The 23,262-nt window shown below is 48.4% G+C and carries 25 protein-coding genes; 2 read left to right on the top strand and 23 right to left on the bottom strand.

The window, feature by feature from the left end; genetic code table 11:
- The first annotated feature begins 45 nt into the window (after positions 1-45).
- Positions 46-1,218 carry a GGDEF domain-containing protein gene (locus tag AC1TPC_RS09855; protein WP_482066686.1) on the top strand — a complete coding sequence of 391 codons (1,173 nt, stop codon included), beginning with the start codon at positions 46-48 and terminating at the stop codon, positions 1,216-1,218.
- A 69-nt stretch (positions 1,219-1,287) separates the two neighbouring features.
- On the opposite strand, the gene AC1TPC_RS09850 is transcribed toward AC1TPC_RS09855, so the two are convergent.
- The 11 genes from AC1TPC_RS09850 to nrdI form a co-directional block, all read right to left on the bottom strand.
- Entirely contained in the window at positions 1,288-2,091 is an 804-nt protein-coding gene (locus AC1TPC_RS09850) for a helix-turn-helix domain-containing protein (protein ID WP_482066685.1), read from the bottom strand.
- Positions 2,092-2,366: 275 nt separating this feature from the next.
- The gene (locus tag AC1TPC_RS09845; RefSeq protein ID WP_482066684.1) at positions 2,367-2,621 is read right to left on the bottom strand and encodes a DUF2164 domain-containing protein; all 255 of its coding nucleotides are present in this window, start codon (positions 2,619-2,621) and stop codon (positions 2,367-2,369) included.
- A 4-nt stretch (positions 2,622-2,625) separates the two neighbouring features.
- Complete coding sequence (locus AC1TPC_RS09840) at positions 2,626-3,417, bottom strand: PhzF family phenazine biosynthesis protein (protein WP_482066683.1); 792 nt, start codon at positions 3,415-3,417, stop codon at positions 2,626-2,628.
- 127 nt (positions 3,418-3,544) lie between these two features.
- Positions 3,545-3,997 (bottom strand): GyrI-like domain-containing protein, encoded by a 453-nt coding sequence (locus AC1TPC_RS09835; RefSeq protein WP_482066682.1) that lies wholly within the window; start codon positions 3,995-3,997, stop codon positions 3,545-3,547.
- Positions 3,998-4,143: 146 nt separating this feature from the next.
- Complete coding sequence (hprK, locus tag AC1TPC_RS09830) at positions 4,144-5,052, bottom strand: HPr(Ser) kinase/phosphatase (protein ID WP_482066681.1); 909 nt, start codon at positions 5,050-5,052, stop codon at positions 4,144-4,146.
- Positions 5,053-5,114: 62 nt separating this feature from the next.
- Positions 5,115-5,897: an ABC transporter permease gene (locus tag AC1TPC_RS09825; RefSeq protein WP_482066680.1), complete on the bottom strand. Its 783-nt coding sequence runs from the start codon at positions 5,895-5,897 to the stop codon at positions 5,115-5,117.
- Positions 5,898-5,902: 5 nt separating this feature from the next.
- Entirely contained in the window at positions 5,903-6,706 is an 804-nt protein-coding gene (locus tag AC1TPC_RS09820) for an ABC transporter permease (RefSeq protein ID WP_482066679.1), read from the bottom strand.
- Positions 6,706-7,683, bottom strand: coding sequence for an ABC transporter ATP-binding protein (locus AC1TPC_RS09815; protein ID WP_482066678.1), 978 nt, complete (start codon positions 7,681-7,683; stop codon positions 6,706-6,708). Before AC1TPC_RS09815 ends, AC1TPC_RS09820 begins: the two co-directional genes overlap by 1 nt.
- 154 nt (positions 7,684-7,837) lie before the next feature.
- Positions 7,838-8,794 carry a class 1b ribonucleoside-diphosphate reductase subunit beta gene (gene nrdF / locus AC1TPC_RS09810; protein ID WP_482066677.1) on the bottom strand — a complete coding sequence of 319 codons (957 nt, stop codon included), beginning with the start codon at positions 8,792-8,794 and terminating at the stop codon, positions 7,838-7,840.
- A 49-nt stretch (positions 8,795-8,843) separates the two neighbouring features.
- Positions 8,844-10,928, bottom strand: coding sequence for a class 1b ribonucleoside-diphosphate reductase subunit alpha (gene nrdE, locus AC1TPC_RS09805; protein ID WP_482066676.1), 2,085 nt, complete (start codon positions 10,926-10,928; stop codon positions 8,844-8,846).
- A complete protein-coding gene (nrdI, locus tag AC1TPC_RS09800) occupies positions 10,915-11,274 on the bottom strand; it encodes a class Ib ribonucleoside-diphosphate reductase assembly flavoprotein NrdI (RefSeq protein WP_482066675.1) in 360 nt (119 codons plus the stop codon). The genes nrdE and nrdI overlap by 14 nt, the downstream gene beginning before the upstream one ends.
- A 278-nt stretch (positions 11,275-11,552) precedes the next feature.
- Between nrdI and AC1TPC_RS09795 the strand changes: the two genes are divergently transcribed.
- Entirely contained in the window at positions 11,553-11,774 is a 222-nt protein-coding gene (locus tag AC1TPC_RS09795; protein WP_482066674.1) for a hypothetical protein, read from the top strand.
- A gap of 598 nt (positions 11,775-12,372) precedes the next feature.
- Here AC1TPC_RS09795 and AC1TPC_RS09790 read toward each other — a convergent pair.
- From AC1TPC_RS09790 to AC1TPC_RS09735, 12 genes are all read right to left on the bottom strand, one after another.
- A complete protein-coding gene (locus AC1TPC_RS09790) occupies positions 12,373-13,140 on the bottom strand; it encodes a class I SAM-dependent DNA methyltransferase (RefSeq protein ID WP_482066673.1) in 768 nt (255 codons plus the stop codon).
- Entirely contained in the window at positions 13,137-14,093 is a 957-nt protein-coding gene (locus AC1TPC_RS09785; RefSeq protein WP_482066672.1) for a CvfB family protein, read from the bottom strand. Before AC1TPC_RS09785 ends, AC1TPC_RS09790 begins: the two co-directional genes overlap by 4 nt.
- Positions 14,090-14,437 (bottom strand): ribosome silencing factor, encoded by a 348-nt coding sequence (gene rsfS, locus AC1TPC_RS09780; RefSeq protein ID WP_482066671.1) that lies wholly within the window; start codon positions 14,435-14,437, stop codon positions 14,090-14,092. Before rsfS ends, AC1TPC_RS09785 begins: the two co-directional genes overlap by 4 nt.
- A gap of 26 nt (positions 14,438-14,463) precedes the next feature.
- The gene (yqeK, locus tag AC1TPC_RS09775) at positions 14,464-15,018 is read right to left on the bottom strand and encodes a bis(5'-nucleosyl)-tetraphosphatase (symmetrical) YqeK (RefSeq protein WP_482066670.1); all 555 of its coding nucleotides are present in this window, start codon (positions 15,016-15,018) and stop codon (positions 14,464-14,466) included.
- Positions 15,008-15,598, bottom strand: a complete 591-nt coding sequence (gene nadD, locus AC1TPC_RS09770; protein ID WP_482066669.1) for a nicotinate-nucleotide adenylyltransferase — start codon at positions 15,596-15,598, stop codon at positions 15,008-15,010. Before nadD ends, yqeK begins: the two co-directional genes overlap by 11 nt.
- 95 nt (positions 15,599-15,693) lie before the next feature.
- Positions 15,694-15,999, bottom strand: coding sequence for a ribosome assembly RNA-binding protein YhbY (gene yhbY, locus AC1TPC_RS09765; protein ID WP_169083421.1), 306 nt, complete (start codon positions 15,997-15,999; stop codon positions 15,694-15,696).
- A 61-nt stretch (positions 16,000-16,060) separates the two neighbouring features.
- Positions 16,061-16,930: a shikimate dehydrogenase gene (aroE, locus tag AC1TPC_RS09760; RefSeq protein ID WP_482066668.1), complete on the bottom strand. Its 870-nt coding sequence runs from the start codon at positions 16,928-16,930 to the stop codon at positions 16,061-16,063.
- Between the two features lie 28 nt (positions 16,931-16,958).
- On the bottom strand, positions 16,959-18,083 hold the full coding sequence (gene yqeH / locus AC1TPC_RS09755; RefSeq protein WP_482066667.1) for a ribosome biogenesis GTPase YqeH: 1,125 nt from the start codon (positions 18,081-18,083) through the stop codon (positions 16,959-16,961).
- Entirely contained in the window at positions 18,083-18,607 is a 525-nt protein-coding gene (locus AC1TPC_RS09750; RefSeq protein ID WP_482066666.1) for a YqeG family HAD IIIA-type phosphatase, read from the bottom strand. The genes yqeH and AC1TPC_RS09750 overlap by 1 nt, the downstream gene beginning before the upstream one ends.
- A gap of 129 nt (positions 18,608-18,736) precedes the next feature.
- On the bottom strand, positions 18,737-20,989 hold the full coding sequence (locus AC1TPC_RS09745; protein WP_482066665.1) for a DUF4129 domain-containing transglutaminase family protein: 2,253 nt from the start codon (positions 20,987-20,989) through the stop codon (positions 18,737-18,739).
- Complete coding sequence (locus AC1TPC_RS09740) at positions 20,986-22,233, bottom strand: DUF58 domain-containing protein (RefSeq protein ID WP_482066664.1); 1,248 nt, start codon at positions 22,231-22,233, stop codon at positions 20,986-20,988. Before AC1TPC_RS09740 ends, AC1TPC_RS09745 begins: the two co-directional genes overlap by 4 nt.
- 4 nt (positions 22,234-22,237) lie before the next feature.
- Entirely contained in the window at positions 22,238-23,194 is a 957-nt protein-coding gene (locus AC1TPC_RS09735) for an AAA family ATPase (protein ID WP_482066663.1), read from the bottom strand.
- Positions 23,195-23,262: the final 68 nt, after the last annotated feature.

Here is a 23,262-nt window from a genome sequence, read left to right as displayed (position 1 = left end):
TTCTGTAAAGCTGTTCGTACTATACTAGATATCGGTGGTTAACTCATGTCAATTACACAATGGCTTTCAGGCCCAAACGGCCAGCTGCTCTCTTCATCGGCTGTTATCGTCATTCTCGTTCTTATGCTTTTTATGTCGGTGAGGCTATATGCCAGCTACCGCAATAAACGAACGTACCGCTTGCTCATTACAGCTATACCGCTCATTATCGTCAAGCATGGCTTGCTCGTCATTCTTGCCTATCCGGGCTGGTCATTATCACCGTGGCTTCATTTGGCTTTCACGATCATGCAAATCATTTCTTTTATTATTATAAACTTTGTTTTCATGAAATTATATACTCATCGTTCTGCTCAACTGAAAGTCATCCCCTTTATCATTATGAGTATGTTGACTTTCGTTATTGCAGGTATACAATTTGCGATTACGCCCTTTACTGCGGAAACGGCTTTCGAGGCGCAAGCCTTTACTTTTCCTGCTCTCGACTTCTATGGATTAATTGTCATTTTTATGGTCATGATCGACACCAGAAGCGCGGACATGAGCTCCAAATATTATGCCAGCCTTATCGTATTTTTCGCAAGCGAGCTTGCTAGGCTCGCCAATGCCTATGTATTCCACGGCTCGCTCATCTGGTTGATTTCGTTCACCCAGCTGCTGCCGGTTATCTATTACTCGCTTTTATTTATTTTGCTCTTTGAATGGGTAATCGAGCGTCTTATGTATACCTATCACTCGTCTATCACAGACGGTTTGACCGGCTTATATAACCGGCGTCATTTTTATTCAAAGGCCGAGCTGCTGCTCCAAAGGAACAAGCCGATGGCGATTCTATTTTGCGACATTGATAACTTCAAGAAATTAAATGATACGCATGGCCATCATAAGGCTGACGGAGTGCTTAAGCAGGTCGCCGAAATCATTAAGGAGGAATCCAGCGGCATAGGCTCGGCGGGACGTTATGGCGGGGAAGAGCTGCTGAGCTGCATTAGTACAGAGCGTGTGAAGCCAGAGATTGTTGCTGAATCGATCCGGTCCAGAGTGGAGAAGGAAACGATGGTTACGATAAGCGTCGGCTTTAGTACAACCAAAGAAAGCAAGGTTGTTCAAGAGTTGATTAAGCAAGCCGACGAAGCAATGTACCATTCGAAAACGACAGGCAAAAATAAAGTAACACCGTTCAAGTCAACCGCTTCGCACAAAAAATCACGTGCATAAACTTTTGAGCTTGTCCCTCCTGCTTAAAGCGAGATGGGCAAGCTTTTTTTTGAGTTCCGCTTCAATTGGTCATGGCTTTCTGCTGTTATATGGAGCTACTTGCTTGAGAAAATTATTCATCAGCAAAGGCAGGGAAATGAGAATCGGCGGATCGTCCGGTCGAGGCGTATAGAGCATAACCTGCTGATGTGGAACAGCAAGTCTGCCCGTGACGGTAATTGGCTCTCTGGTTCTTGTTCGCAGCGTGTTTTGCGGCAGCAAAACATCATTTGCTTGCATCCCCCAAGAAACCGATGTAGCCATCAGATAATAGGTGCCGGGTTTGACGCCCGTCAAGCAAAAATGGCCAAGCGAGGAAAGCAGCGTTCCGTATAAAGGCAGACCTTCAGGGATTGGTTTGGCGAACAAACCGATCAGAACGACTCCGTTAAAGGGAATCTCAGCATGAACGGTTCCTTCAATCCGGTCGTATTTGTTCGTAGAAATTTCAAGCTTTGTCCAATCGTTCAGCTCTTGCAGAGAACGCATTTGATCGTCCACTTGAAGGGCTGAGTTGCGAAATTCAGACGGCGTCACGCCCACTCGCTCGGTAAATCTGGAGGTAAAGGTTCCAAGGCTTTGCTGCCCGATCTCGAGTCCAACATCGCGAATGCTCAAATTCGTATGCAGCAGCAAAGCCTTCGCTTTTTGCAAGCGATGGGAGGAAGCATAATACAAGGGAGAGAGACCGACTCTCTCTTTAAAAATACGAGTGAAATGAAAGCTGCTATAGCCGGCATGCTGTGCCAATCGAGAAAGCGGCAGCGGCTCATAAATATTGGCATGAATATAAGCGATTACCTCATCTATTTCCGAATACCGATCCGTCACCATCGCGATCCCTTCCCTCCGCCTATGCTCCGCCTTGTTAGCTTGTCAGCCAAAAAACAGAACTAGTGTTCGCATAAATAATATCATATCTTTCTATTATATGGAACCCCTCATACGCATAAAGTAAAAAAACACCGACTGCTGCGGTGTTTTTTTATAGCATAGGTTATCTGACTTTCATTTCCGTTTGCGACGAGCAATGCGCTCGAAGCTGCAGCGCTTCAATACGTTCGAGCTCCTTATTCAAGCCGTACGCGTCCGCTTCTGTCTAAGGAGTATCATCGTTTAACTACTATCGGCTTCTCCAGCGCATAAAGCTCGTCCTCAAGCGTTTGCATCCGCTCCAGGACGGCTTTGCGCGCATCATTAATCGCGTGATTATACAAATGTGGACCTATCTCTTGAATTATAAATTCGAGCAGCTGCTCCGCTGCGATTGATCCGAGCGTCTCTGAACGCTCCAGCTCGAAATACTGCTGAATCCGGCCGGTCATCTGCTCCTTCTGTTCCTTTGGCAGCTTCATCATTAACATCGTTTTACCCCTCCAATTGTCCTTTTAGTACCGTTACCGCTTGTCCCGACAAATAAACTCTATCGCCAACCGGCTTCACCTTAACGATTCCGCCACGCTGAGACGCATGATAACCGACGAGCTTGTCCTTGCGAAGCCGCTTCGCCCAGTATGGCGCAAGCGCGCAGTGGGCCGAGCCCGTAACGGGGTCCTCATCGATTCCAGTTCCAGGATAGAAAGCCCGTGACACAAAGTCATATACAGAGCCAGTCGATCGACTCGTTACGATAACGCCTCGAGCTTCCAGCCTCGCAAGCATCGCGAAGTCCGGTTGCAGCGTGCGAACCGTCTCCTCGCTGTCCACCTCAACAAAATAATCCATCCGATTGCGGCCAACATACCTAGGAATAAGTCCCAAGCCTTGAACAAGCTCCTCAGGCGCTATTGCTGCTTCCGGCGGCTCGGCTGGAAAATCCATCTCGATCCAAGCACCATCAAGCTTGGCCGTTAATAAACCGCTTCTCGTCATGAAGCGAGCCATTTCCTGTGCAGACAATTTGCCTGTCTCCCATAAAACATGCGCAGTCGCAAGCGTCGCATGTTCGCATAAATCAACTTCCGCAACAGGCGTAAACCACCGCAGGCCATAGCTCTCCGCTCCCGGCACAATAAATGCCGTTTCCGGTAGATTCATTTCAGCAGCTACCTGCTGCATCCAGCCTTCAGGCTGCGGCTGCTCCAATAAACAGATGGCAGCCGGATTTCCTTTGAACCGTTCATTTGTGAAAGCATCTACGATATACAATTCATGGCTCATCTCTCTATCCTACCTCCCTTCATCCTTGCATCTCCAAACAAAAAAGAGCCTGCCTTCGCAAAACGAGCCGGAGCGAATGTCTTCCATTCGATACTCCGTTCGTTTGCGCGCAAGCACTTCATATAAATTATCCTTTGAGCGGAATAAGCAATTCTACCGGCTCTTCCTCCAAATGATGCTCGTCGATATAAAATAGTTCCAGCGATACGGCGTTTTCCTGCTTCTCTAGCCGCAGCTCGTTTATCCAAGTATGAAGCTGCTCATACCCTTCGCCGATTCTTTTGTTTGAACAGGCTACCATCGCGTATCGATGCTCAGGAATCGTGAACTGCACCATGCCGGGAGGAATCTCCTCGAGATGCTGAACCTCATAGCAAGCAAAGTACGTTGCAAAAACTTCATTTCCGAAATAGGGACTATACAGCACCGTAGATTTTGCAGCGTCATTCAACTCATGTTTGCGTGTCAAAAACTCGGTTTGCAGCCGAATCGCCTCATCCGGAAAGGATGAATACGGGCCGCAGTAGCTAATTCCTGCCAATTGGAGCGCAGGCTTTGTGACGATTGAGCAGTTTTCCACGCGGTTTCCTCCTTCGAATCTGTCAGGACTTGTGCGCAAGGATGAGCTTTCTCTGCACTTAGTGTATCATGCTTTACTAGTAAATGGATAGTCGTTTCGCCTTTAATCGTTCCAAGTAACAGAATATACCTGCTGCGCGGCAATTGCTACTCCATTTCAAGCCGCTTCATAAATTCTTCTACCGCGCTGTACCCTTGCTGTCTTAGGTACCAGTTATTAGCAGCCGCCTCAATCAAGCCAGCGATATCTCTTCCCGGCTGAACCTGAATTTCGATATGCGGGATTTGCACGCCAATATATTCCGTAAACTTTGGCACAAGCTCCAAATCATTGTTCAGCTCATTGTCCCGCCATTTGGTCAGCTCGATATCCAGTACAATACGCGTCTCATCCTGAAAGGCCTGTCTACCGTACAGCCTGACTACATTAATCAAACCGATGCTCCTCAGCGCTAGAAACTCCTTCGTTTTCCCGTCGTGTGTGCCCAGCAGCGTTTGCGAGCTTAGCTTTTTCAATACGACAATATCGTCAGCTACCAGCCTAGAGCCGCGTTTGATCAGCGTATGTGCGGTTTCGCTCTTGCCGATGCCTGATTTGCCGCGCAGCAAAATGCCAATGCCCGATACGTTCAAAATGATGCCATGTATTGAAATTTCCGGGGCAAGCGAGTTGAGCAGATAAGCATCCAGCATCCCCAAAAATTGTGCCGTAGGAACCTTTGTGCGCAGCAGAGGTATTCCCTCTTGATCGCAATATTTAGTCAAATATTTCAACCCTTCTTGACCTGCTGTAACGACGAAGCATGGCGGATGATATTTGACGATATTCCCGATATGATGATTTCGTTCGTCCTCGGTTAAGGTATGCAAATACGTAATTTCTTTTTTTCCTAATATTTGGACATGCTCCTGCGGGAAAAACTCAAAGTACCCAACAAACTCGAGTCCCGGGCGATAAGCCCTTGCCTTCGCGATTTGCCGATCCAGCTTATCCTCTCCCGCAAGCACTTCTAATGAAAATCGCTCCGCAAGCTCTCGTACCGTTATCGATTTCAAAGCGAAAATCCCCCGTTGCTGTCATTTATGACCATATTCCACAACGTCCTTCTTATCCCTGCTTACGATCCAGTAGAGCGATAGTGACGAACGCCAAAGCGCCAAATGAGCAGACACGGTAAAATAAAAACAATACCCGCGATTGGCGCCAGCATGTACGGCAGGTCATTGCCTGATGTTTTGTCCAGCAGATAGAGCAAGGGCAAGTAGTTGACGCAGCCGAAAGGAATGATAAACGTAAAAAAGCGCGTAACCCATTTCTGATAAATATTAAGCGGATACTGGGCCATTTCCCTGCCGCCGTCTGTAAAAATATTAGCGATTTCAAGGCCCTGAATCGTCCAGAAGCACATCGTTGCAGCCAGCATAAAGATGCCGGTAAAAATAAATACGCCGCTCGCAATCATAAATAAGAGAGTGATGATCTTCAGCAGCGACCAATCAAGTGAAAGCTGGCTGATCGACCAAGCAAGCACCATGGCGCTTTGCAGCAGCCGTCCGACTCTAGTGAATTCGAACTTCGAGCCTAGCACCTGCAGGACGGTGCTGCGCGGACGCACCAGCAAGCGGTCAAAGTCGCCATTTGCGACCAAACTGGAAAACGAATCGAACCCGCGCGCAAAACATTCGCTGATTGCAAATGCCATATGGATGATAGAGAAACAAAGCGCTACCTCTTGAAAATCCCAGCCCTTGATCTGTCCAAATCGATCGAACAGAAAATACAAGCCTGCAAATATAGAAAACGGCAAGAGGAATTGTCCGAAAGAGAGCAGCCAAAACGAAGTACGATACTGCATTTGCGACTTAAACAGGATCAGCATATATTTTAAATACAATTTCATCTTCGTTACCCTCCATTTACGACTACTCTGCGGAGTGCTTTTGCCATCGCTGCTCTGCCAAGCCCCACCAATACGATGAACCATACGAGTTGGATAGCAATGCCGATAAGCGCTTCTTCCCTCGGAATATGACCGGAATAGACGCGAAATGGGAAATCGGCAGTAAAGCGAAATGGAAGTACATTTACGATGCTTTGCAGCCAGGATGGCATAAGCGGAACAGGTATGACCATGCCTGCCAAAAACTCGCCGATAACGCCGAACATAAGCAGCGAGCCCGCCGGTGATAGCGTGACGAAGACCGATATGTACATCAGCATGGAAAGAGAGACAATCAAGAATAACCCAAGAACGAGTGCCACTATAAACAAGAATAAAGCAAGCGGGTCTGACGGAGCCGGCAATCGATAAGGTTCTGGCAGAAAAAAAGCAACGGCCAAAATAGGCAGGCTTCTGAGAATCGCGCTTGCCAGTCGTTGTGCGATCAGCTTGGCATACCAAAACCCATAGATGCCGCTAGGCCTGCAAAGCTCATATGCGATATTGCCCGTTGTGATGAGCTGGAACAGCTCATTGTCACGGAACCAAAGCATAATAAAAGCTAAAAACGCTTGCTGCAGCCACACATAAGTGATGAGTTGTTTTAATGAAATGGGAGGCTGCGTAACAGCCCCGCTGTAGAACGCTTCAAACACCATAATGATAATGAAGCCCCAGAAAAATTGGGTTGCGATTCCCGCAAGCGCTGCTGTACGGTATTGCAATCCATTCGTCAGGCGCAGCTTAAAAACCGATAGATACGCCTTCATTATATTTGATGCTCCTTGTACAATTGTACAATCATATCCTCGATTGGCAGCGTGTCTATCGTCATATCAAGAAGCTCTACCTGTGCGGATATGCCGATCAACAGCTCCGAAATATTGACCTCTGCCGTATCGACGCTAAGAACCGCTCGCTCGGGAGACCATGACTCAACGACCGCGCCGGGCACCTGAAGCGGCTTCTCCTGATGGCTGTATAAGACGGTAATCATCTTCCTTGTTCCGAACTGATTCCGAATGGCGTTTACACTTCCGTCGTATAGAAGTCTCCCTTTTCCGATCAAAATGATCCTGTTCGCCAGCGCTTCAATGTCGTTCATATCATGCGTGGTCAAAATAATCGTAACGCCCTTCTCCTCATTAATGGTGCGTATAAATCGCCGTACTGCAATTTTGGATACCGCGTCAAGTCCAATCGTCGGCTCGTCCAGAAAGAGGACGCTTGGGCTGTGCAGCAGCGAAGCCGCTATCTCGCAGCGCATCCGCTGCCCTAAGCTAAGCTGCCTAACGGGCATTTGAATAATGTCCTGAAGCTCCAGCGTTTCCGTGAGTAAAGCCAGCGTGTCTCTATATTCCTGTTCCGGCACCTTGTAAATATCCCGAAGCAGATCGAAGGAGTCGATGACAGGAACATCCCACCATAGCTGAGATCGCTGTCCAAAAACGACACCGATATTTTTTACATAGTCAACCCGATCCTTCCAAGGCGTGTATCCCATTACTGTACAGGTGCCGCTGTCTGGGACAAGAATGCCGCTCATCACTTTGATTGTCGTAGATTTGCCGGCGCCATTTGGCCCGATGTAGCCTACGATTTCGCCGGGCTCAATCGTGAAAGAAATATCATTAAGCGCTTCCACGATCTTATAATCCCTTTTAAATAAAGCCTTCACAGCCTGTCTGACGCCGGATGAGCGTTTTGCAACCTGATACGATTTGCTTAATCCATGAACTGTTATCACGCTTGTTACCTCCGTACAAGATTTGAGAGGAAGATATTAACATCCCGCCTATTTGGTGTCAATCATTTTCTTATTTTAAAAAATCAAAATCGCTCTTCTTCTGCCATAAGGCTGAATGAAGAGCGATTCATAGGTGGAAATACGATTAAGTTATTTAAAAATTGAAAACGAAGTCATCGTCATTCAATGGCTCAACGTGAATCGTACGTACGTAGCCATTACCTTTTTTGGAGAAGAAATCATGCTGCTTCGTGTGCGTGCTGATGCCGTTGAACACGATTGGGTTAACCGGCTCCTCAGGGAAGTGAAGCTCCATGCCAAGGTTCATAAGCGCTTTGTTCGCATTGTAGCGGACGTAGACATTCACTTCTTCAGCCAAGCCGAGTGGTGCATACAGATGCTCGGTATACACGATCTCGTTCTCGTACAGCTCGTTTAGCAATGCATAAATCTCGATTTGCAGCTGTGCTTGCTCCTCAGGGCTGAACGTTTGGAACAGCTCCTGTGCAAGAACGCCAACATACAAACCATGAATGCTCTCATCGCGCAAAATCAAATCGATAATTTCGCCGCTGCTCGTCATTTTGCCTTGGCCAGCCAAGTAGAGCGGATAGAAGAATCCGCTGTAGAACAAGTAGCTTTCTAGAAATACGGAAGCTGCCATCGCTTTATAAAGCTCTTTCGGTCCCGTAATATTCGAATACCACGAAGAAATCAGATTTGCTTTCTTTTGCAGCTGTTCATTTTTCTCCACCCATTGGAAAATTTCGTCGATCTCTTCTCCCGATGCGAGCGTTGTAAAGATGCTGCTGTACGATTTGGCGTGGATTTGCTCCATCATTGACATAAACGACAGTACCGCTTTGCGCTGCAAGCCATCTACATGCTCCAAAATTTTCGGCATGCCGATGCCGCCTTGAATCGTATCAAGCAAGGTCAGACCGCCGAGCACGTTTTTGTAGAGCGTACGCTCCGCGTCGGTCATTTCCATCCAATCCATTTTATCGTCAGATAACGGAATCTCTTCATCCGTCCAAAATTGCATCACGTTTTGCTGCCAGAATGTTAAAGTGAAATCGTCATCCGGGCGGTTCCAGTTTACTGCTTTCATTTGGTGAGCTCCTTCTTTGCTACGTAAGCGTCGATTAAAATTGAACTACTTAAACTGCGCAGCTCGTGCATTCCTCAACAGAAAGCCGCTTCGTTCTTGTGTAATAAAGCGATTTAAGCCCTTTTTGCGCAGCATAGACATAGAACCGCGCCAGCTCGCGTGTCGTTACATTGCTATTTACATGCAGGACGGACGAAATACCTTGGTCAACGTGCTGCTGAATTTCTGCAATTAGGTTAATCAGCTTGAACTGATCGATGTTGTAAGCCGATTTGTAATAGAAGTAGTTGTCTTGCGACAAATACGGCATTGGGTAATACGTTGTCGAGTTCGCGTAAGTGCGCGTCTCGATATGCTCAACGATCGGCATAACGCTCGAAGTCGCATTTTGGATATACGAAATACTTTGTGTCGGCGCAATCGCTAGACGGTATGCGTGGTATAGGCCGTGCTTCTGCACTTTCGCTTGCAGCTCTGCCCAATCCTCAGGCGATGGAATGTCCATGCCCTCGAACAATTCTTTCACTCTTGCCGTCTTTGGACGGAAATCATTCTCTACATAACGAGTGAAATAAGTGCCTTTGGCATATTCGGAACGATCAAAATCTTTGAACGTGATGCCGCGCTCTTTAGCAATTTCCATGCTTTGCTCAATGGAGTAGTAGTTCATCATCATGAAGAATACGCCGGCAAAATCCTTCGCTTCTGCACTTTCGTATGCGATTTTGTTTTTGGCTAGGTAGCCGTTCAGGTTCATCGCGCCAAGTCCGACAGAGTGAAGCTCCTCATTCGCTTTGCGAACACCAGGAGCATTGTCGATATTGGACAAATCACTGACCGTCGTCAAGGCTTCGATCCCAACATGAACCGATTCCTTCACTTTCTTGTGCTCCATTACGTTAACAATGTTTAGAGAAGCGAGGTTACAGCTAATATCGCGCTGAATAACATCCGCGTAGCCGTAATCTTTAATTTCCGAAGTCTCCTGCAGCTGGAATATTTCCGTGCACAGGTTGGACATTTTAATAGAGCCAATATCCTTCAAAGCATGAATGCTGTTGGCATTGGATTTGTTCATAATGTATGGGTAGCCGGATTCTAGCTGAATCGAGGCGATCTTTGTCAGCATGTCGCGTGCGTTCATCACTTTTTTCTTCGTTACAAGCTCGTTAGCGAGCAATTCCTCGTACATTTCATCCATGTCCATGTCGTCAAGATGTTTGCCGTAAGCTTTTTGTACGGAATGTGGACCAAATACGAAAAGCGGCTTGTTTTGTGCAGCAAGCTCATAAAATTTATTCGGAATAATAAGGCCGATAGACAGCGTTTTGATACGTGCCTTCTCATCGGCGTTAATTTTTTTGCAATCAAGGAACTCGATAATGTCCCAGCCGAAAATATTGTAATAGCCGGCTCCCGAGCCTTTGCGTTGTCCCATTTGATCTGCGTAGGAGAAAGCATCCTCCATCAGCTTCAGCACGGGCATAATGCCTTTTGCTGCGCCTTCAACGCCTTTGATCGGTTCACCGCGTCCACGAAGCTTCGATAGGTTAACGGCAACGCCGCCGCCGATTTTGGAGAGCTGCATGCATGTGCCTAGCACGTAGTTTATGGAGTTAAGAGAGTCGTCCATTTCGAGCAGGAAGCAAGAAACCATTTCGCCGCGGCGGCTCTTGCCCGCGTTCAGGAAGGTTGGCGTAGCTGGCTGCAAGCGCTGGTCGATCATCGCTTCGGCAATACGGAGTGCTTTATCCGCATCTCCTTCACCTAGATGCAAAGCTACTATCGATACCCGATCGGAGTATTGCTCTAAATATTGCGATTTGTTGTTCGTTTTCATCGCATAGTCCTTATAGAACTTCGACGCTGCCATATACGATTGGAATTCAAAGCCGCTGTTCGCCGTTAGCGTGAATACAGCCTCAACCTGCTCGTATGTATACTTTTCGAATACATTATCGTAATAATCGTTTTCGATTAAATAATCTAGCTTGTGACGAAGGGAGTCGAACTTCACGCTCTTCTCTTCTACTTCTTCCATAAATGCGGCAACAGCCTCTTTATCTTTATCCAGCTGGTAAAATCCGTCTGCACCGCGCTGCATCAACTCGTTATTCAGTTCAATATGCTTCAATGGTTCGCACCCTTTCGACAAAATGCTGCGTATCTTGATTCGTACCTGATAACTCAAACTTCAAAATGACGGGGACATCGTACTTTTCTGAGATCGTATCCGCGCTTTTTGCGAACCCGGCTCCCCAGTTTCGGTTGCCGCTGGCGGAAACGCCGCGGAGCATTTCAGAGTTGGTTTCTAGAAACGAAGTGACCTTCTCCGGTACTTGCCCGAACCCAGTTGTGTACGTGACCAGCACGAACGGCTCGTCCACTTCTTCCTTCTCATCGATAGGCACTGCCCGCATATTCAATTTTCTAATGAAACGCTTGACATTGCCTGTTTTGGAATCATAGACGACTAGCATAACACGTTCGCTCCCCTACTGAAAATAAGCAATTAAAAAGCGCTTCTGACTATCATTTCCGTCAGCTGCGCAGGTTCATGATTTACAAAGGTCTTATCATTAAAGGCTCTCTTCTACATCAATATGTAGTTTGTGTTTTTGATTTTACATCAATATATAGGAGTAGTCAATGAAAATTATGGAGAAAATATTAATCTATTTTTCGGACGCACTCGACTATTTTAACAGATGAGGATATGATGGGATAGTGACATTTTATTGCTATTTTGGAGGCCCAAATGAACCCAAAAACTACCGCAGAACAAATACGAGTATCCATTGAAAAACTGTTCAAGGATGCCGGATATTCGGTGCCTGAGCTGCTAATCTACATCGAAAAATTAGAAAAAGACCATGAACAAATGACCCAAACGATTAAGAAAATGAAGCTCGATTCCATCCGCAAAGCTTCTGCCGAAGAAGGAATGAACAGCCGATTGAAAGATGCCCTTCGCGAATAATGAACGCCGAGTGTCACAACATCTAGACATTTGCAAGCCGAAGTACCCACAAAATCAATAGCACTTCTCGTTCACCCATGCTCCGCTGATAAAATATTACAATCAGCACACAAATCGACATCATTCGACTCGAACACCACATCTAGAAGCCAGCGATCAGGTTGCTTCCAGAGCACATTCGCCCCTCATACCACAAGATGTAGTTACCAGAGCAGCACATAAGTGCTGCACAACAGCTTTCGGACTTTACTCATACGCCGATTCCACCCTATAAGCACATATAGGTGCTTAAAGTCCATAAACTTGGGTTACTCTTCTCATGTAAGCGCATATGTGTGCTTATTGCTCAATTTCGACCGCACTCATACGCCGATTTCACTCTGTAAGCACATATTGGTGCTTACAGCCCACAAACTCGGATTATTCTTTGCCTGTAAGCGCATATTCGTGCTTATTGCCCACTTTCGACCGCACTCACAAGCTGATTACACTCTGCGAGTACATATAGGTGCTTATAGCCCACTAAGCGTCCAATCAAAAAAGAGCGTCCCATAAAGTCCTATCAGACCTTATTTGACACCCTTCGCTATTCATTTTGTTATTTAACAGCTGCGAAGAACAGACGCTCCGACTCGCTGTTTGGCGGCAGCAGCTCGAAATCGGCGTAGCGGTCGACCGTTTGAAAGCCTGCTCGCCGCAGCGCAGATTCGATCCACGCTGGATCGTATGCGCGCTGCACATGCGATTCCTCAAAACGAAAAAACTTGGAGTCGCCGTCGCGCGAGAAAATCGTTAAATGATGCTCGATCTCGCAGCGCTCCTCCTCGAAATCGCATGTCCAAATATATGCGACATCCCGCTCATCAAGCACGAAAGGCTGCTCCTCCGCATAGCGGATCAGCTGCTTGGGAGGGTGCATATCGAATAGAAATGTCCCGCCGCTGCGCAGACCTGCGAAGGTTGCACGGAAAGCAGCTTCAATATCAGCTTCCTCCGTCAAGTAGTTCAAGCAATCGCAAAAGGAAATGACCGCATCCACAGGCTCCTGGAGCTCCCACTCGCGCATGTCCTGTTGCAGCCATCGGATGGTGCCCGAACGCGGTCTTGTGACCAGCTGAGGCGTCTCATCCCACTTGCTTCGGGCAACGGTAAGCATGTCCGAGGACAGGTCGATGCCGTAGACCTGAAAGCCCGAGCGGGCAAGCGGAATTGATATGCTCCCGGTACCGCAGCCAAGGTCAACGACCGTCGAAGGCATGCCGTAACGCGACCAGCCCGCTCTAGCAAAGCCAAGCCATTCCGCGTAGGGCATGTCCTCCATTAGCTGATCGTAGACCTTTGCAAACTGTCCGTAAGAGCGTGTCATTGCTGATCAGCCCCTTCGGAATCGGACCCTTGCGCCTGCGTCTCAGCTGATTGTCCAGCTGCATCATCAGCCTGTTCTACAGCCAGATACGTCCAGCTGCCCTTCTGAGTGACTAACCTTTCTCTCATCAGCTTGCCCAGCGCACGTTTGAACGCGCCCTTGCTGATTCCGAATTTTTGTTTAATAATGTCGGCATCCGTCTCATCAGAGTAAGGCATTCCGCCGCCTGGTCTTTCCTTCATAAAGGCAAGAATACGATCGGCATCCTCTACTCTTCCAATTTCCTTGCGCTGCGCCATCGAGAGATTGGCTCTGCCGTCTTCCCGAATGAAGGTTACGCGTGCGCTCACACGCTCTCCCAGCCGCAGCTGCCTGATCCGTTCAGCGCTTGGAATAAGCCCGTAAACGCCAAATCCTACAACGCCTCCGTCAATCATGACGAATGAGCCAAGCTGGAGCGTTTTCGTTACCCAGCCCTCGACCCATTGATTGTTCCAGCTCTCTGGCGCTGGGAATACGAGCTCCGAGAGCTCTTCCTCAAAGGCGATTTTTGCGACCAGTCTTCCGATTTTGTCATGCTTCATCACGACAAACACTTCGTCACCTGGTAGCGGTCTATATTCAATGCTCTCGGGCAGCTCTGACAGCGGCAGCAGCAATTGTCTGCCTAAGCCCATTTCCAGAAAGCATCCGAGCCTTGGGTGAACGTCCGCTACCTTCAGCCGTGCGAGCTCGCCAAGCTGTAGTAGAGGCTTCTTCATCGTAGCGGCTAAGCGGTCCTCCGAGTCATAGAAAATAAAGGCTTCCACATCATCGCCGATTTTTGGCTTGGAGCCAACAAGCTCGGTATAATGCATAAGCACATCCGATTCCCCATCGCTAAGGAAATAGCCGTAGGGCGACACTTCGCGTGCCACCCTTAACATTTGTGTTGTTCCAGCTAAAAAGCTCATGCGAACTCCACAACCTTCGCATCGGACCAAAGACGCTCAATGTTATAGTATTCACGCTCGTCGCGGTGGAATACGTGTACGATAACATCGCCGAGATCGATTAACACCCATCTTGCCGAATCCATGCCTTCAATACCGCGAACGCGATTGCCGCTTTTTTCTGCTTGCTTGCGAATTTCAGTTGCGATTGCCTGCACCTGTGTATCCGAGTTGCCGCTGCAGATAACGAAATAATCCGCCACCAAAGAAATTTCCTTTAAATTCAAGGCAACTACCCGTACCGCTTTTTTGTCTTCCGCTGCTGTGACCGTAATTTGCAGCAATTCATCCGAATGTAACGCCATAGCTCAGCCTCCTGTTATTTTCTATATTATTCCAATAATCCATTCCGTGCTTCTATCGTTAGCGGAAATATACGTTTTCCTTTTTCTAATAAGAAGGCAATAGTAGAGTTGAATCCTGCAAGCAAAGCTGCATTCAAATCCTGCTCGCTTAACTCGCGTATAACTGCTACTCCCGGAAAATCCCGCCCAGGCTCCATATAGTCAGCCAGACAAACGATTTTCTCAAGGTTCGACATTCCGCGGCGTCCGGAGGTATGGTAACGAATCGCATCCAGCACCTCAGCATCCGTGACGCCATATTCATGCTCGGCCACCCAAGCTCCGACAGGCGCATGCCATAGCTCTTTATCGTATTGGAGCAGTATGGATGGCAAATCCTGATCGCGAATGACCTGCTCCATCCGTTCTACTTTCCAATATTTAGCCACATCATGCAAAATGGCAGCCAGCTCGGAGCGAACCGGGTCCTCCCCGAATCTATTCGCCAATATGACCGCAGTTTCCATCACGCCTTGCGTGTGAAGCCATCTCCGCTCTGGCATTTCCGCCTTTACCTTAGCGATCATTTGCTCACGATTCATACAGGTTGTACCTCCTCATGTAGCTATTCACCGAATCCGGCACTAAATATTGAACCGATTGTCCAGCATTCACCATGCTTCTAATCGCAGTTGACGAAATATCGATTCCAGGCATTTGAATCAGCGTGATTCGCTCCTTCAAAAAGCTTGGCAGCGCGTCAATAGCAATGGGTTCACCTGGACGCTCTAATCCGATAAATGTGATTTGGGCCACAAGCTGCTCAATCTGATACCACTTCGGGAGATCATTAACCCGGTCTGAGCCAATAATGTAGGAAAATGAATCGCTCGGATAGAGCCTCCGCAGCTCCAGCACCGTATCATAGGAATAGCTTACTCCGCCGCGCAGCAATTCAATGTCAAGTGCGCGAAAGGAAGCATTGCTTTCGATTGCCTCGCACACCATCTCTAAACGATGCTGTCCGCTAACGCCCGGTTCATTCGCTTTGAGCGGAGGACCGTAAGACGGAATGAACCATACCTCATGCAGGCCGCATTGCTCGCGCGCTGTTTCCGCCGCGATCAAATGACCGATATGGATGGGATCGAAGGTTCCGCCCATAATACCAATCTTACTCACTAGTCGAACTCCTCCTTACATCAACCATAAAAAGGCAAACCAGCAACCGCTGCGAATGATAGTATGCCCTATTTCCCAGCTTTTGAATGTTACGATTACCTGCGTGCTGCGCTAGGAAGCTCGATTTGCTTGTTGTCCTTGGATTCTTTGTAGAGGACAATCGTCTTGCCGATCACTTGGACCAGCTCTGCACCTGCTGCTGCTGCGACCTCTGCTCCGATTTCCCTTGGATCGTCCAGGCAGTTGTTGAGCACGGAAACTTTAATAAGCTCCCGCGATTCGATAGCCTCTTCGATATGACGGACGAGGTGATCGTTTGTGCCGCCTTTGCCAACTTGGAAAATCGGCGTCAAATGATGTGCGAGCGATCTTAAATAACGTTTTTGTTTACCTGTAAGCATGTATGTGTTCCTTCTTTCATCTCAATAATTCGTCTGTTACTTGCCATTATGATTAAGCTTGTCAGCCTTGCAGCGCAGCCAGCACAGTTTCCCGCATCGCTGTGACCGGAGCAGGCTGTCCAGTCCAATACTCAAAGGCGTATGCGCCCTGATAGATGAACATGCCTAAGCCGCCATGAATGCGGCAGCCGCGCTGCTCCGCTTGCTCTAAAAATGTTGTTTTTAGAGGATTGTATATTAGATCGCTTGCAACTGCGCCTGGCCTCAGCCAGGCTGCATCGATCGGCGTCTCGCCCGTTTTCGGGAACATGCCTACGGATGTCGTATTAATGACGATGTCCGCCTGCCCGCAAGCAGCTTGCAGCTGCTCATTCGAGATCGCTTCAATATCCGCAAGGTGTTGAAAGGTCGATGAGAGCTCTTGGGCACGTTCTACTGAACGATTGGCTACCGTGATGCGCGAGGGATTCTCGCTCGTTAAAGCATAGACGATTCCGCGAGCCGCTCCGCCTGCTCCAATTACGACGATTCGCTTGCCTGCAAGCTCATGTTCCGCTTCTTCCTTCAGCGAACGTACAAAACCGATGCCATCCGTATTATAACCGATTAGCCGTCCATCATCGTTCACAATCGTATTGACTGCGCCGATCGCCAGCGCCCCTGCGTCAATCTCGTCCAATACGGACATAATGTCCAGCTTGTGCGGAATCGTAACGTTGACGCCGCGAATGCCCATGGCCCGCACGCCTGCAGCGAAATCCGCTATACGATCGCTCGATACGTGAAAAGCGTTATACACGCCGTTAATTCCCGTTTCCCGAAAGGCACGATTCATCATGATCGGTGACTTTGAATGACGAATCGGGTCGCCGATTACGCCATACAAAACGGTATTGCTGTCAATTCGGTTTCCTGCGCCCACACTCGTCACAGTGAATTCCCCTTCCAAAGCCAATTCTTTAGATCATCGAATCGCGAAGCATGACCTTAACGCCCTTCGGTGCATAAATATCAATCACAGCTCCGCCGGTACCGTTCACTTGAATCCAGCCAAGACCGGATATGAATACATCCTTATTCAAGCCGCGCTTCACTCGGAGCGAATGTCTAGTCCATGCCGGGATGGTCTCCAGCTCCTCGAGGCTTGGCCCGCCAAGCAATTGCCCGCGGTGATCCGCATAGAGCTCATCAGCACGCTCAAGCTTCGTCCGGTGCATGTTAAGCGCATTCGACACGTAGAACGTAAAGGATTGGCGGTCGCCCTCGACAAAATCAAATCGCACAAGGCTGCCAATAAACAGCGACTGGCCTGAGTTTAATTGATAGACGAGCGGTTTAATCGGCTTGTCCGGCAATAGAGAGCCGAGAAAGCTGCGCGGCACAACTTCCGTCATCCGCGTTGAATAGACGATACCGGGCGTATCAATAATCGCTTTGCCATCCTCAAGCGGAATATGAACGGCGTCAAGCGTCGTTCCCGGATAACGCGACGTCGTTAGCTCACGCTCCATATCGCTGTAATCGCGAATAAGTCGGTTGATTAATGTGGACTTGCCGACATTCGTTGCGCCGACCACATAGACATCGCGACCGTTCCGGTATTGCTCCAGCGCTTCAATAACGCGCTCGAAGCCCATATTGCGCTTTGCGCTGCACAATACGACGTCGACCGTCCGCAGTCCTTCTTCCTTCGCTTGCTTCTGAACCCAGTTCCGAAGTCGATTCACATTCATCGCTTTCGGCAGCAGATCAATTTTGTTAACGACAAGCAGCACTGGATTATTGCCGACGAAGCGCTGCAAGCCTGAAATCAAACTTCCTTCAAAATCGTACAAATCGACAATATGTACGACAAGACTGTCCGTATTTCCAATGCTTCCAAGCAATTTTAAGAAGTCATCCTGATCAACCGCAACGGATGACGCTTCATTATAGTTGCGAATACGGAAGCATCTCTGGCAAATAACTGGATCGCGCCCATTTGCCGATTCCGGCAAATATCCTGGCAACTCAGGATTTTTCGTCTGCAGCGCGACACCGCAGCCCGCACATGAGCCAGATGTCTGACTTAGTTGTTGTTCCATTACTTTGTTTCCCCCTCATACCATAGCCCTTTTTTTCTCAAGCGCACTAATGCAAACCGTTCAATCCGGCGATTAACTCGTGTCATAATCCCTTCATCTAAAGGAGCGATTGGCGTAACAAGAATGGTGTACAGTCCCATTCGATTGCCGCCAAGCACGTCTGTCAGCATTTGATCACCGATAACGACAGCATGCTCAGCCGGTAGTCCGAGTACGCTAAGCGCTTTCCGGAAAGATTTGCCTGCGGGCTTGCGCGCGGCATGAATATATGGAATATTCAGCGGTGATGAAAATTTCCCGACACGCGTTTCATTATTATTAGAGACGATAACGACCTGAAAGCCCCGTGAGCGCACGTAATCAAGCCACTGCACAAGCTCAGGCGTTGCTAGCGCCTCCTTCGCACCGACGAGCGTATTATCCAGATCCGTAATGATGCCGCGTACGCCTCTTGCGTGCAGCTCATCTAAATTAATTTCATACACTGTATTGACGCGCATATGCGGCAACAGCCGTTCAAACATAATGGATATCCCTCTGCTTTCTGCCTGCTTTCTTACGAAACTATACCATACAAACCAAATTTGTTGCAAAAAAATACCGCTGCCCATTTCACTGGCGCGCGGTATTTGTTCAAATTATGACGAATATTGTTACCTTAACTGATCGATTAATGACTTCACCTTCAGTACAAAACGATCAGCATCCTCGTTTGTTGCGATAACCGGGCTGTATTTGGCTTGCTCGAACCGATCCAGCACCGCATTGAAATCATCGCGCAGACGCTTCTGGCTCTGGGACCAGCGCATGACTGCCTCTCGCAGCGTCTCATGCTCCTCGCGCTCCAGCCCGCGCTTCTTGCAAATGCGAAGCAGCTTCTGCGTCTCAAGTACAATTCGGTCATTGGATGAGTACGAGCCGTGACGGAGCTTGCGCACGGAAGCAATAAGCTTGTCACGTCTAACGAAAAGCCACGCTGCTGCAACTGCAGCAAGCAATCCAACAGAGCTCCATGCCCAAAACCTAGCATTCGATTTGCTTTCCGTTTTTACAGCTTCGGCAGCTTCCTCCGAATCGGTGCCAAGGTCAGGCAGTACTTCCTTCTCTTCCTCCGCGAACGTATAAGGGAACGAGAAGCCAGCCGTCGCTTCAAAGGGAAGCCAGCCGAAGCCCTCAAAGTAGATCTCGACCCAAGAATGGGCATCGGAATTGCGTACCGTATAAGTACCGGCACCGCTAGAATTGATATCCTCCCTAAATTCAGTTGGAGGTCCAAAGTCGCTAGCCGGAAGCACCCCCGGAGCAAATCCTTTAACCCATCTTGTAGGAAGACCAAGGCTTCGCGCCATTACCGCCATCGAGGTGGAGAAATAGTCGCAATAGCCTTCCTTAAGCTCAAACAGGAACTGATCGACAAAATCAGTTGTCGAGCCTGAAAGCTTCGATACATCCGGCTTGTTGTTGTAGTTATAATGGAGTCTTAAATACGTTTCCAGCATTTTTGCTTTGTCATAATCGTTGGTTGCCTCAGCGGTTACATCCTGAGCTAATTGCTTCACACGATCAGGCAGTGTATCCGGCAATTGCAAGTAATAACGATAAGTTGAAGCTGCCGTTTTATCCTTCCAACCTGCTTTTGCCTTCTTAAGCATTTCCTCGTCCAGAAAAGGTACAGAGGAAGTAACGGAGTAGGTTTTCGGATATATCCGGTTTTTTATTGACCAGTTCAACAGACGCAGCTCGCTCGAGTTAGGCACCCAGGCTGTTCCGGTCGGTAAAGGCGCTCCTTCATTTTCCATCCAATTTACCATACTAATAGGAGCCGCACCGAACAATACAGGATAAGCATCCTTACGTATCATCGTTACGATTTGATCAATCTCTATCGTTCCCTCCACAGGCGGTACATCTAAGGATAAAAGCCGTTCACCTTTCTGTACATTAACAACTCGGTCTCCAGCTTCCTCTAAGTCACCGTCTATCCAGCCTTCTCCTGTGTAAAATGTTTTCGATTCACCGCGCCAATAGCTCCGGTGCGAGGTGGTAACCGTCATCATCGGCGAATAGTCGTACTCAAATCCACCGCCGAGTTCTTCATCACTTCTGCTATAGCCAGAGCTCGCATTGCCAGTAGTTCCAGGAATATCCGAATCGGCCCCTTTATCGCCAAGAAATACTTGTACCGTCTCGCCCTTCGCTTCCTTCCAGATCGTGTAGGGATCCTGCAAAATCGGAGATATGGACGGCATATTCAGCCCGACCGTCATTACCACTGCAAGTACGAGTGCAATTGGCATTATTAAATGAAGCGGATATTCAATGAGCTCCTTCCAGCTGTTCGGATGCTCGCGCTTAAGCCTCGACATATGGCTTGCGACAAGCCATAGCAGCCCTATGAATACGACCATGCCTACTTCATCCCAAAGCCAAATCGGAGTAAAGGAGTCCGCTATCGTCAGCACTAGAATGCTCGCGCCGACAAACCCGATCATGCGGATCCGCGTAGTCGTCCAAATACCGAACAATACATGAAGCAAAAGCATCGCAGCGCTAATCCAAATATATGGGTTCAGCTGTACGAAATGCGCTTGCAGCCACCAAATCCATTCCTCCCAGCGCTGAGGGCTCGCAACCAGCCAATCCATTCTGGCTAGCTGGGTTGTAATAAGTATGGCGGCACATATTTGAACAATAAGCTTGTAATAGCGGCTGCGAAGCGGCAGCAGCACGTCGATCGCGGCAGCAGCAAATAGCGTATAGTAGACGATGGCGAATGTTTCATCCCACCAGTAGCCTTCAAAAATAGATATTGTATTCGCAAGAATAATGGCTATAAATATAAATCTAAGCTTCTCATACCAGTCGGACGTAAAATAACGACCCATCGATTTTAATGCTTGCTTCATGCAATTCCACTCCCTTCCAGAGCGGCTGGGAGCTCCTGCAGCTGACGAATTTCAAATACGGGCCAACCGCGTTCCCGCATCATATGCTTCCATGAAGTATTATGGCTAAGCATATCAACCGAGGATGAAATATGCAGCAAACAAGGCGTTATGCCTTTTCGAGACAGCCACTCCATGCTCCGAATGATATCTGCGCCTACTTCAGGTGTGATTACAACGGCGAAGCTTCCGGGCTCGAGCATGGAATCTGCGCGCTGCAGCGACGCATAAAGCGGCTGGGCTGCATCCGCATCAACGAAGGTTAAATGCTTCATAAGCAAATTCCTTTGATCCAGACCGGATTTAGGCGGGAGCAGCGTCATCGTCTCGCCCACCGAGAGCAAGCCCATCGCCGTATCATCCTTCAATCCGTTTTCGAGCAGCGAGGCCGCAGCAGACACAGCTAGTTCAAAGCGTGTCGCAAGCTCGCCTCCATAGCCTCCCGGATGGCGGTCAAGGATGACAACCGTACGCGGGAGCGATTCGCGCTCAAATGCTTTTGATTTCCACTCGCCGGTCTTCGCCGTCGCATTCCAATGCACGCGAGACAAGCGATCGCCGTACAAATATTCGCGAACACCGTTAATTTGCGTCGTTTCCTTTGCCGAGCGTGAAGCAATAGCATGTGAATAAGGGCCGCGTATACCTCGCTGAATGCCGTTCCACTGTCTGAGCGGAACCGTCTGAGGTTGTACGCTAAAAATGGTTTCGGAACCGAATCGGCCGGAGTGTTCAAACAGTCCGAACACATCGTAAGATAAGCATTGCGTATGCTTAAACCGATATTCCCCGCGGTGCAGAGGAGGCGTTTGATAGGCGACCTGTCCGCTGCGCTTCCAATTGGGAACAAAGGATGTCTCGAACGCAAGCTTTTGCCCGTTATGGCGCTGCAGTTGATCTCTAACGATGACATAAGGCAGCGGATAAAAGCCTGGAATTTTCACTTGTAGACTGACATCGAGCACGCTGCCTGCAGATAAAGAGTGATCAAGCCCTGACGCGCCTGGAGCTTGATAGGTTCTGCTGCCCATTACTTTATTGATGCCGCTCCACCTTCCAAGTACCAAATAAATGAGCATTAAATTTAATATCATAAAGAGCATCATTGCGGTTTTGCCGCCTTGAAACAAAAAATAAAAAAGACTGGTCAAATAAATAACTGCGACAAGCTGCCAACGCAGCTTCGTGGATTTGGTCGCTGTCATCAGACTAACGCTCCAGCCGAACCGGCACTTTCGTGGACTGAATCACCTGCGAGATGATGTCCTCCGCTTTCAGCCCGTTCATTCTAGCTTCCGTCCGGAGCAGCAGCCTATGCGATAGTACGTATGGCGCAAGCTCCTTTACATCGTCAGGCGTAACGAATTGACGCTGCTGGATGTAGGCGCTCGCCTTGGCTGCTCTTGCTAGCGCAAGTGCCGCACGCGGACTTGCCCCAAGCATGACGCTTCCATGCTCTCTAGTCCCTCTTATAAGGCCAACCAAATATTTGCCTACAGCATCATCGATATGAACCTGCTGTACTTGATCCTGAATGTGGACCATATCATTGATGTTGATCATAGGCTCAATCCGATCGGACGGATGTATTCCTTCATTAGATAGCACCATTCGCTGCTCGTCGGATTCACTCGGATAGCCGAGCGACAGCTTCATCATGAAACGGTCAAGCTGTGCCTCAGGAAGCGTATAGGTGCCTTCAAATTCAATCGGGTTTTGGGTAGCTAGCAGAACGAACGGACGCGGCAGCTCGTAAGTATCTCCGTCAACCGTTACATGCCCTTCCTCCATGGCCTCTAGCAAAGCGGATTGCGTCTTCGTAGTCGCTCGATTGATTTCATCGGCGAGCAATATATTAGCCATTACTGGACCTGGGCGGAATAAGAATGCTTCCTGCTTGGGATGGTAAATGGAAACGCCTGTAATATCAGTGGGAAGCAAGTCTGGGTTGCATTGAATCCGCCGGAATTGACCGCCGATTGATTTTGCCAGCGCTTTCACTAATTGCGTCTTTCCAGTGCCTGGTACATCTTCTAAAAGTACATGACCGCCTGCAATAACGGCGATGAGCAATCTCTGGATCTCTTCCTGTTTGCCTAGGATACAAGTTTCTAAGTTTCGTAGTATAGCAGCGCATAATTGCATGTCCGCAGGACGAATATCCATTTCATTACCTCCCAAAATAATGCCTATGTTCATACTCAATACTACTATTTTACAGTACTTTCTTTCGT

The organism is Paenibacillus sp. Y280 (assembly GCF_056786335.1).
This window is presented reverse-complemented; position numbering and strand designations above follow the sequence as displayed.

Coding starts and splice junctions, on each gene's coding strand:
- AC1TPC_RS09855 (WP_482066686.1), top strand. CDS start 46: ATGTCAATTACACAATGGCTTTCAGGCCCAAACGGCCAGCTGCTCTCT.
- AC1TPC_RS09850 (WP_482066685.1), bottom strand. CDS start 2,091: ATGGTGACGGATCGGTATTCGGAAATAGATGAGGTAATCGCTTATATT.
- AC1TPC_RS09845 (WP_482066684.1), bottom strand. CDS start 2,621: ATGTTAATGATGAAGCTGCCAAAGGAACAGAAGGAGCAGATGACCGGC.
- AC1TPC_RS09840 (WP_482066683.1), bottom strand. CDS start 3,417: ATGAGCCATGAATTGTATATCGTAGATGCTTTCACAAATGAACGGTTC.
- AC1TPC_RS09825 (WP_482066680.1), bottom strand. CDS start 5,897: ATGAAATTGTATTTAAAATATATGCTGATCCTGTTTAAGTCGCAAATG.
- AC1TPC_RS09820 (WP_482066679.1), bottom strand. CDS start 6,706: ATGAAGGCGTATCTATCGGTTTTTAAGCTGCGCCTGACGAATGGATTG.
- nrdF (WP_482066677.1), bottom strand. CDS start 8,794: ATGAAAGCAGTAAACTGGAACCGCCCGGATGACGATTTCACTTTAACA.
- nrdI (WP_482066675.1), bottom strand. CDS start 11,274: ATGCTAGTCGTCTATGATTCCAAAACAGGCAATGTCAAGCGTTTCATT.
- AC1TPC_RS09795 (WP_482066674.1), top strand. CDS start 11,553: ATGAACCCAAAAACTACCGCAGAACAAATACGAGTATCCATTGAAAAA.
- AC1TPC_RS09790 (WP_482066673.1), bottom strand. CDS start 13,140: ATGACACGCTCTTACGGACAGTTTGCAAAGGTCTACGATCAGCTAATG.
- AC1TPC_RS09785 (WP_482066672.1), bottom strand. CDS start 14,093: ATGAGCTTTTTAGCTGGAACAACACAAATGTTAAGGGTGGCACGCGAA.
- rsfS (WP_482066671.1), bottom strand. CDS start 14,437: ATGGCGTTACATTCGGATGAATTGCTGCAAATTACGGTCACAGCAGCG.
- yqeK (WP_482066670.1), bottom strand. CDS start 15,018: ATGAATCGTGAGCAAATGATCGCTAAGGTAAAGGCGGAAATGCCAGAG.
- yhbY (WP_169083421.1), bottom strand. CDS start 15,999: ATGCTTACAGGTAAACAAAAACGTTATTTAAGATCGCTCGCACATCAT.
- yqeH (WP_482066667.1), bottom strand. CDS start 18,083: ATGGAACAACAACTAAGTCAGACATCTGGCTCATGTGCGGGCTGCGGT.
- AC1TPC_RS09750 (WP_482066666.1), bottom strand. CDS start 18,607: ATGTTTGAACGGCTGTTGCCGCATATGCGCGTCAATACAGTGTATGAA.
- AC1TPC_RS09745 (WP_482066665.1), bottom strand. CDS start 20,989: ATGAAGCAAGCATTAAAATCGATGGGTCGTTATTTTACGTCCGACTGG.
- AC1TPC_RS09740 (WP_482066664.1), bottom strand. CDS start 22,233: ATGACAGCGACCAAATCCACGAAGCTGCGTTGGCAGCTTGTCGCAGTT.
- AC1TPC_RS09735 (WP_482066663.1), bottom strand. CDS start 23,194: ATGGATATTCGTCCTGCGGACATGCAATTATGCGCTGCTATACTACGA.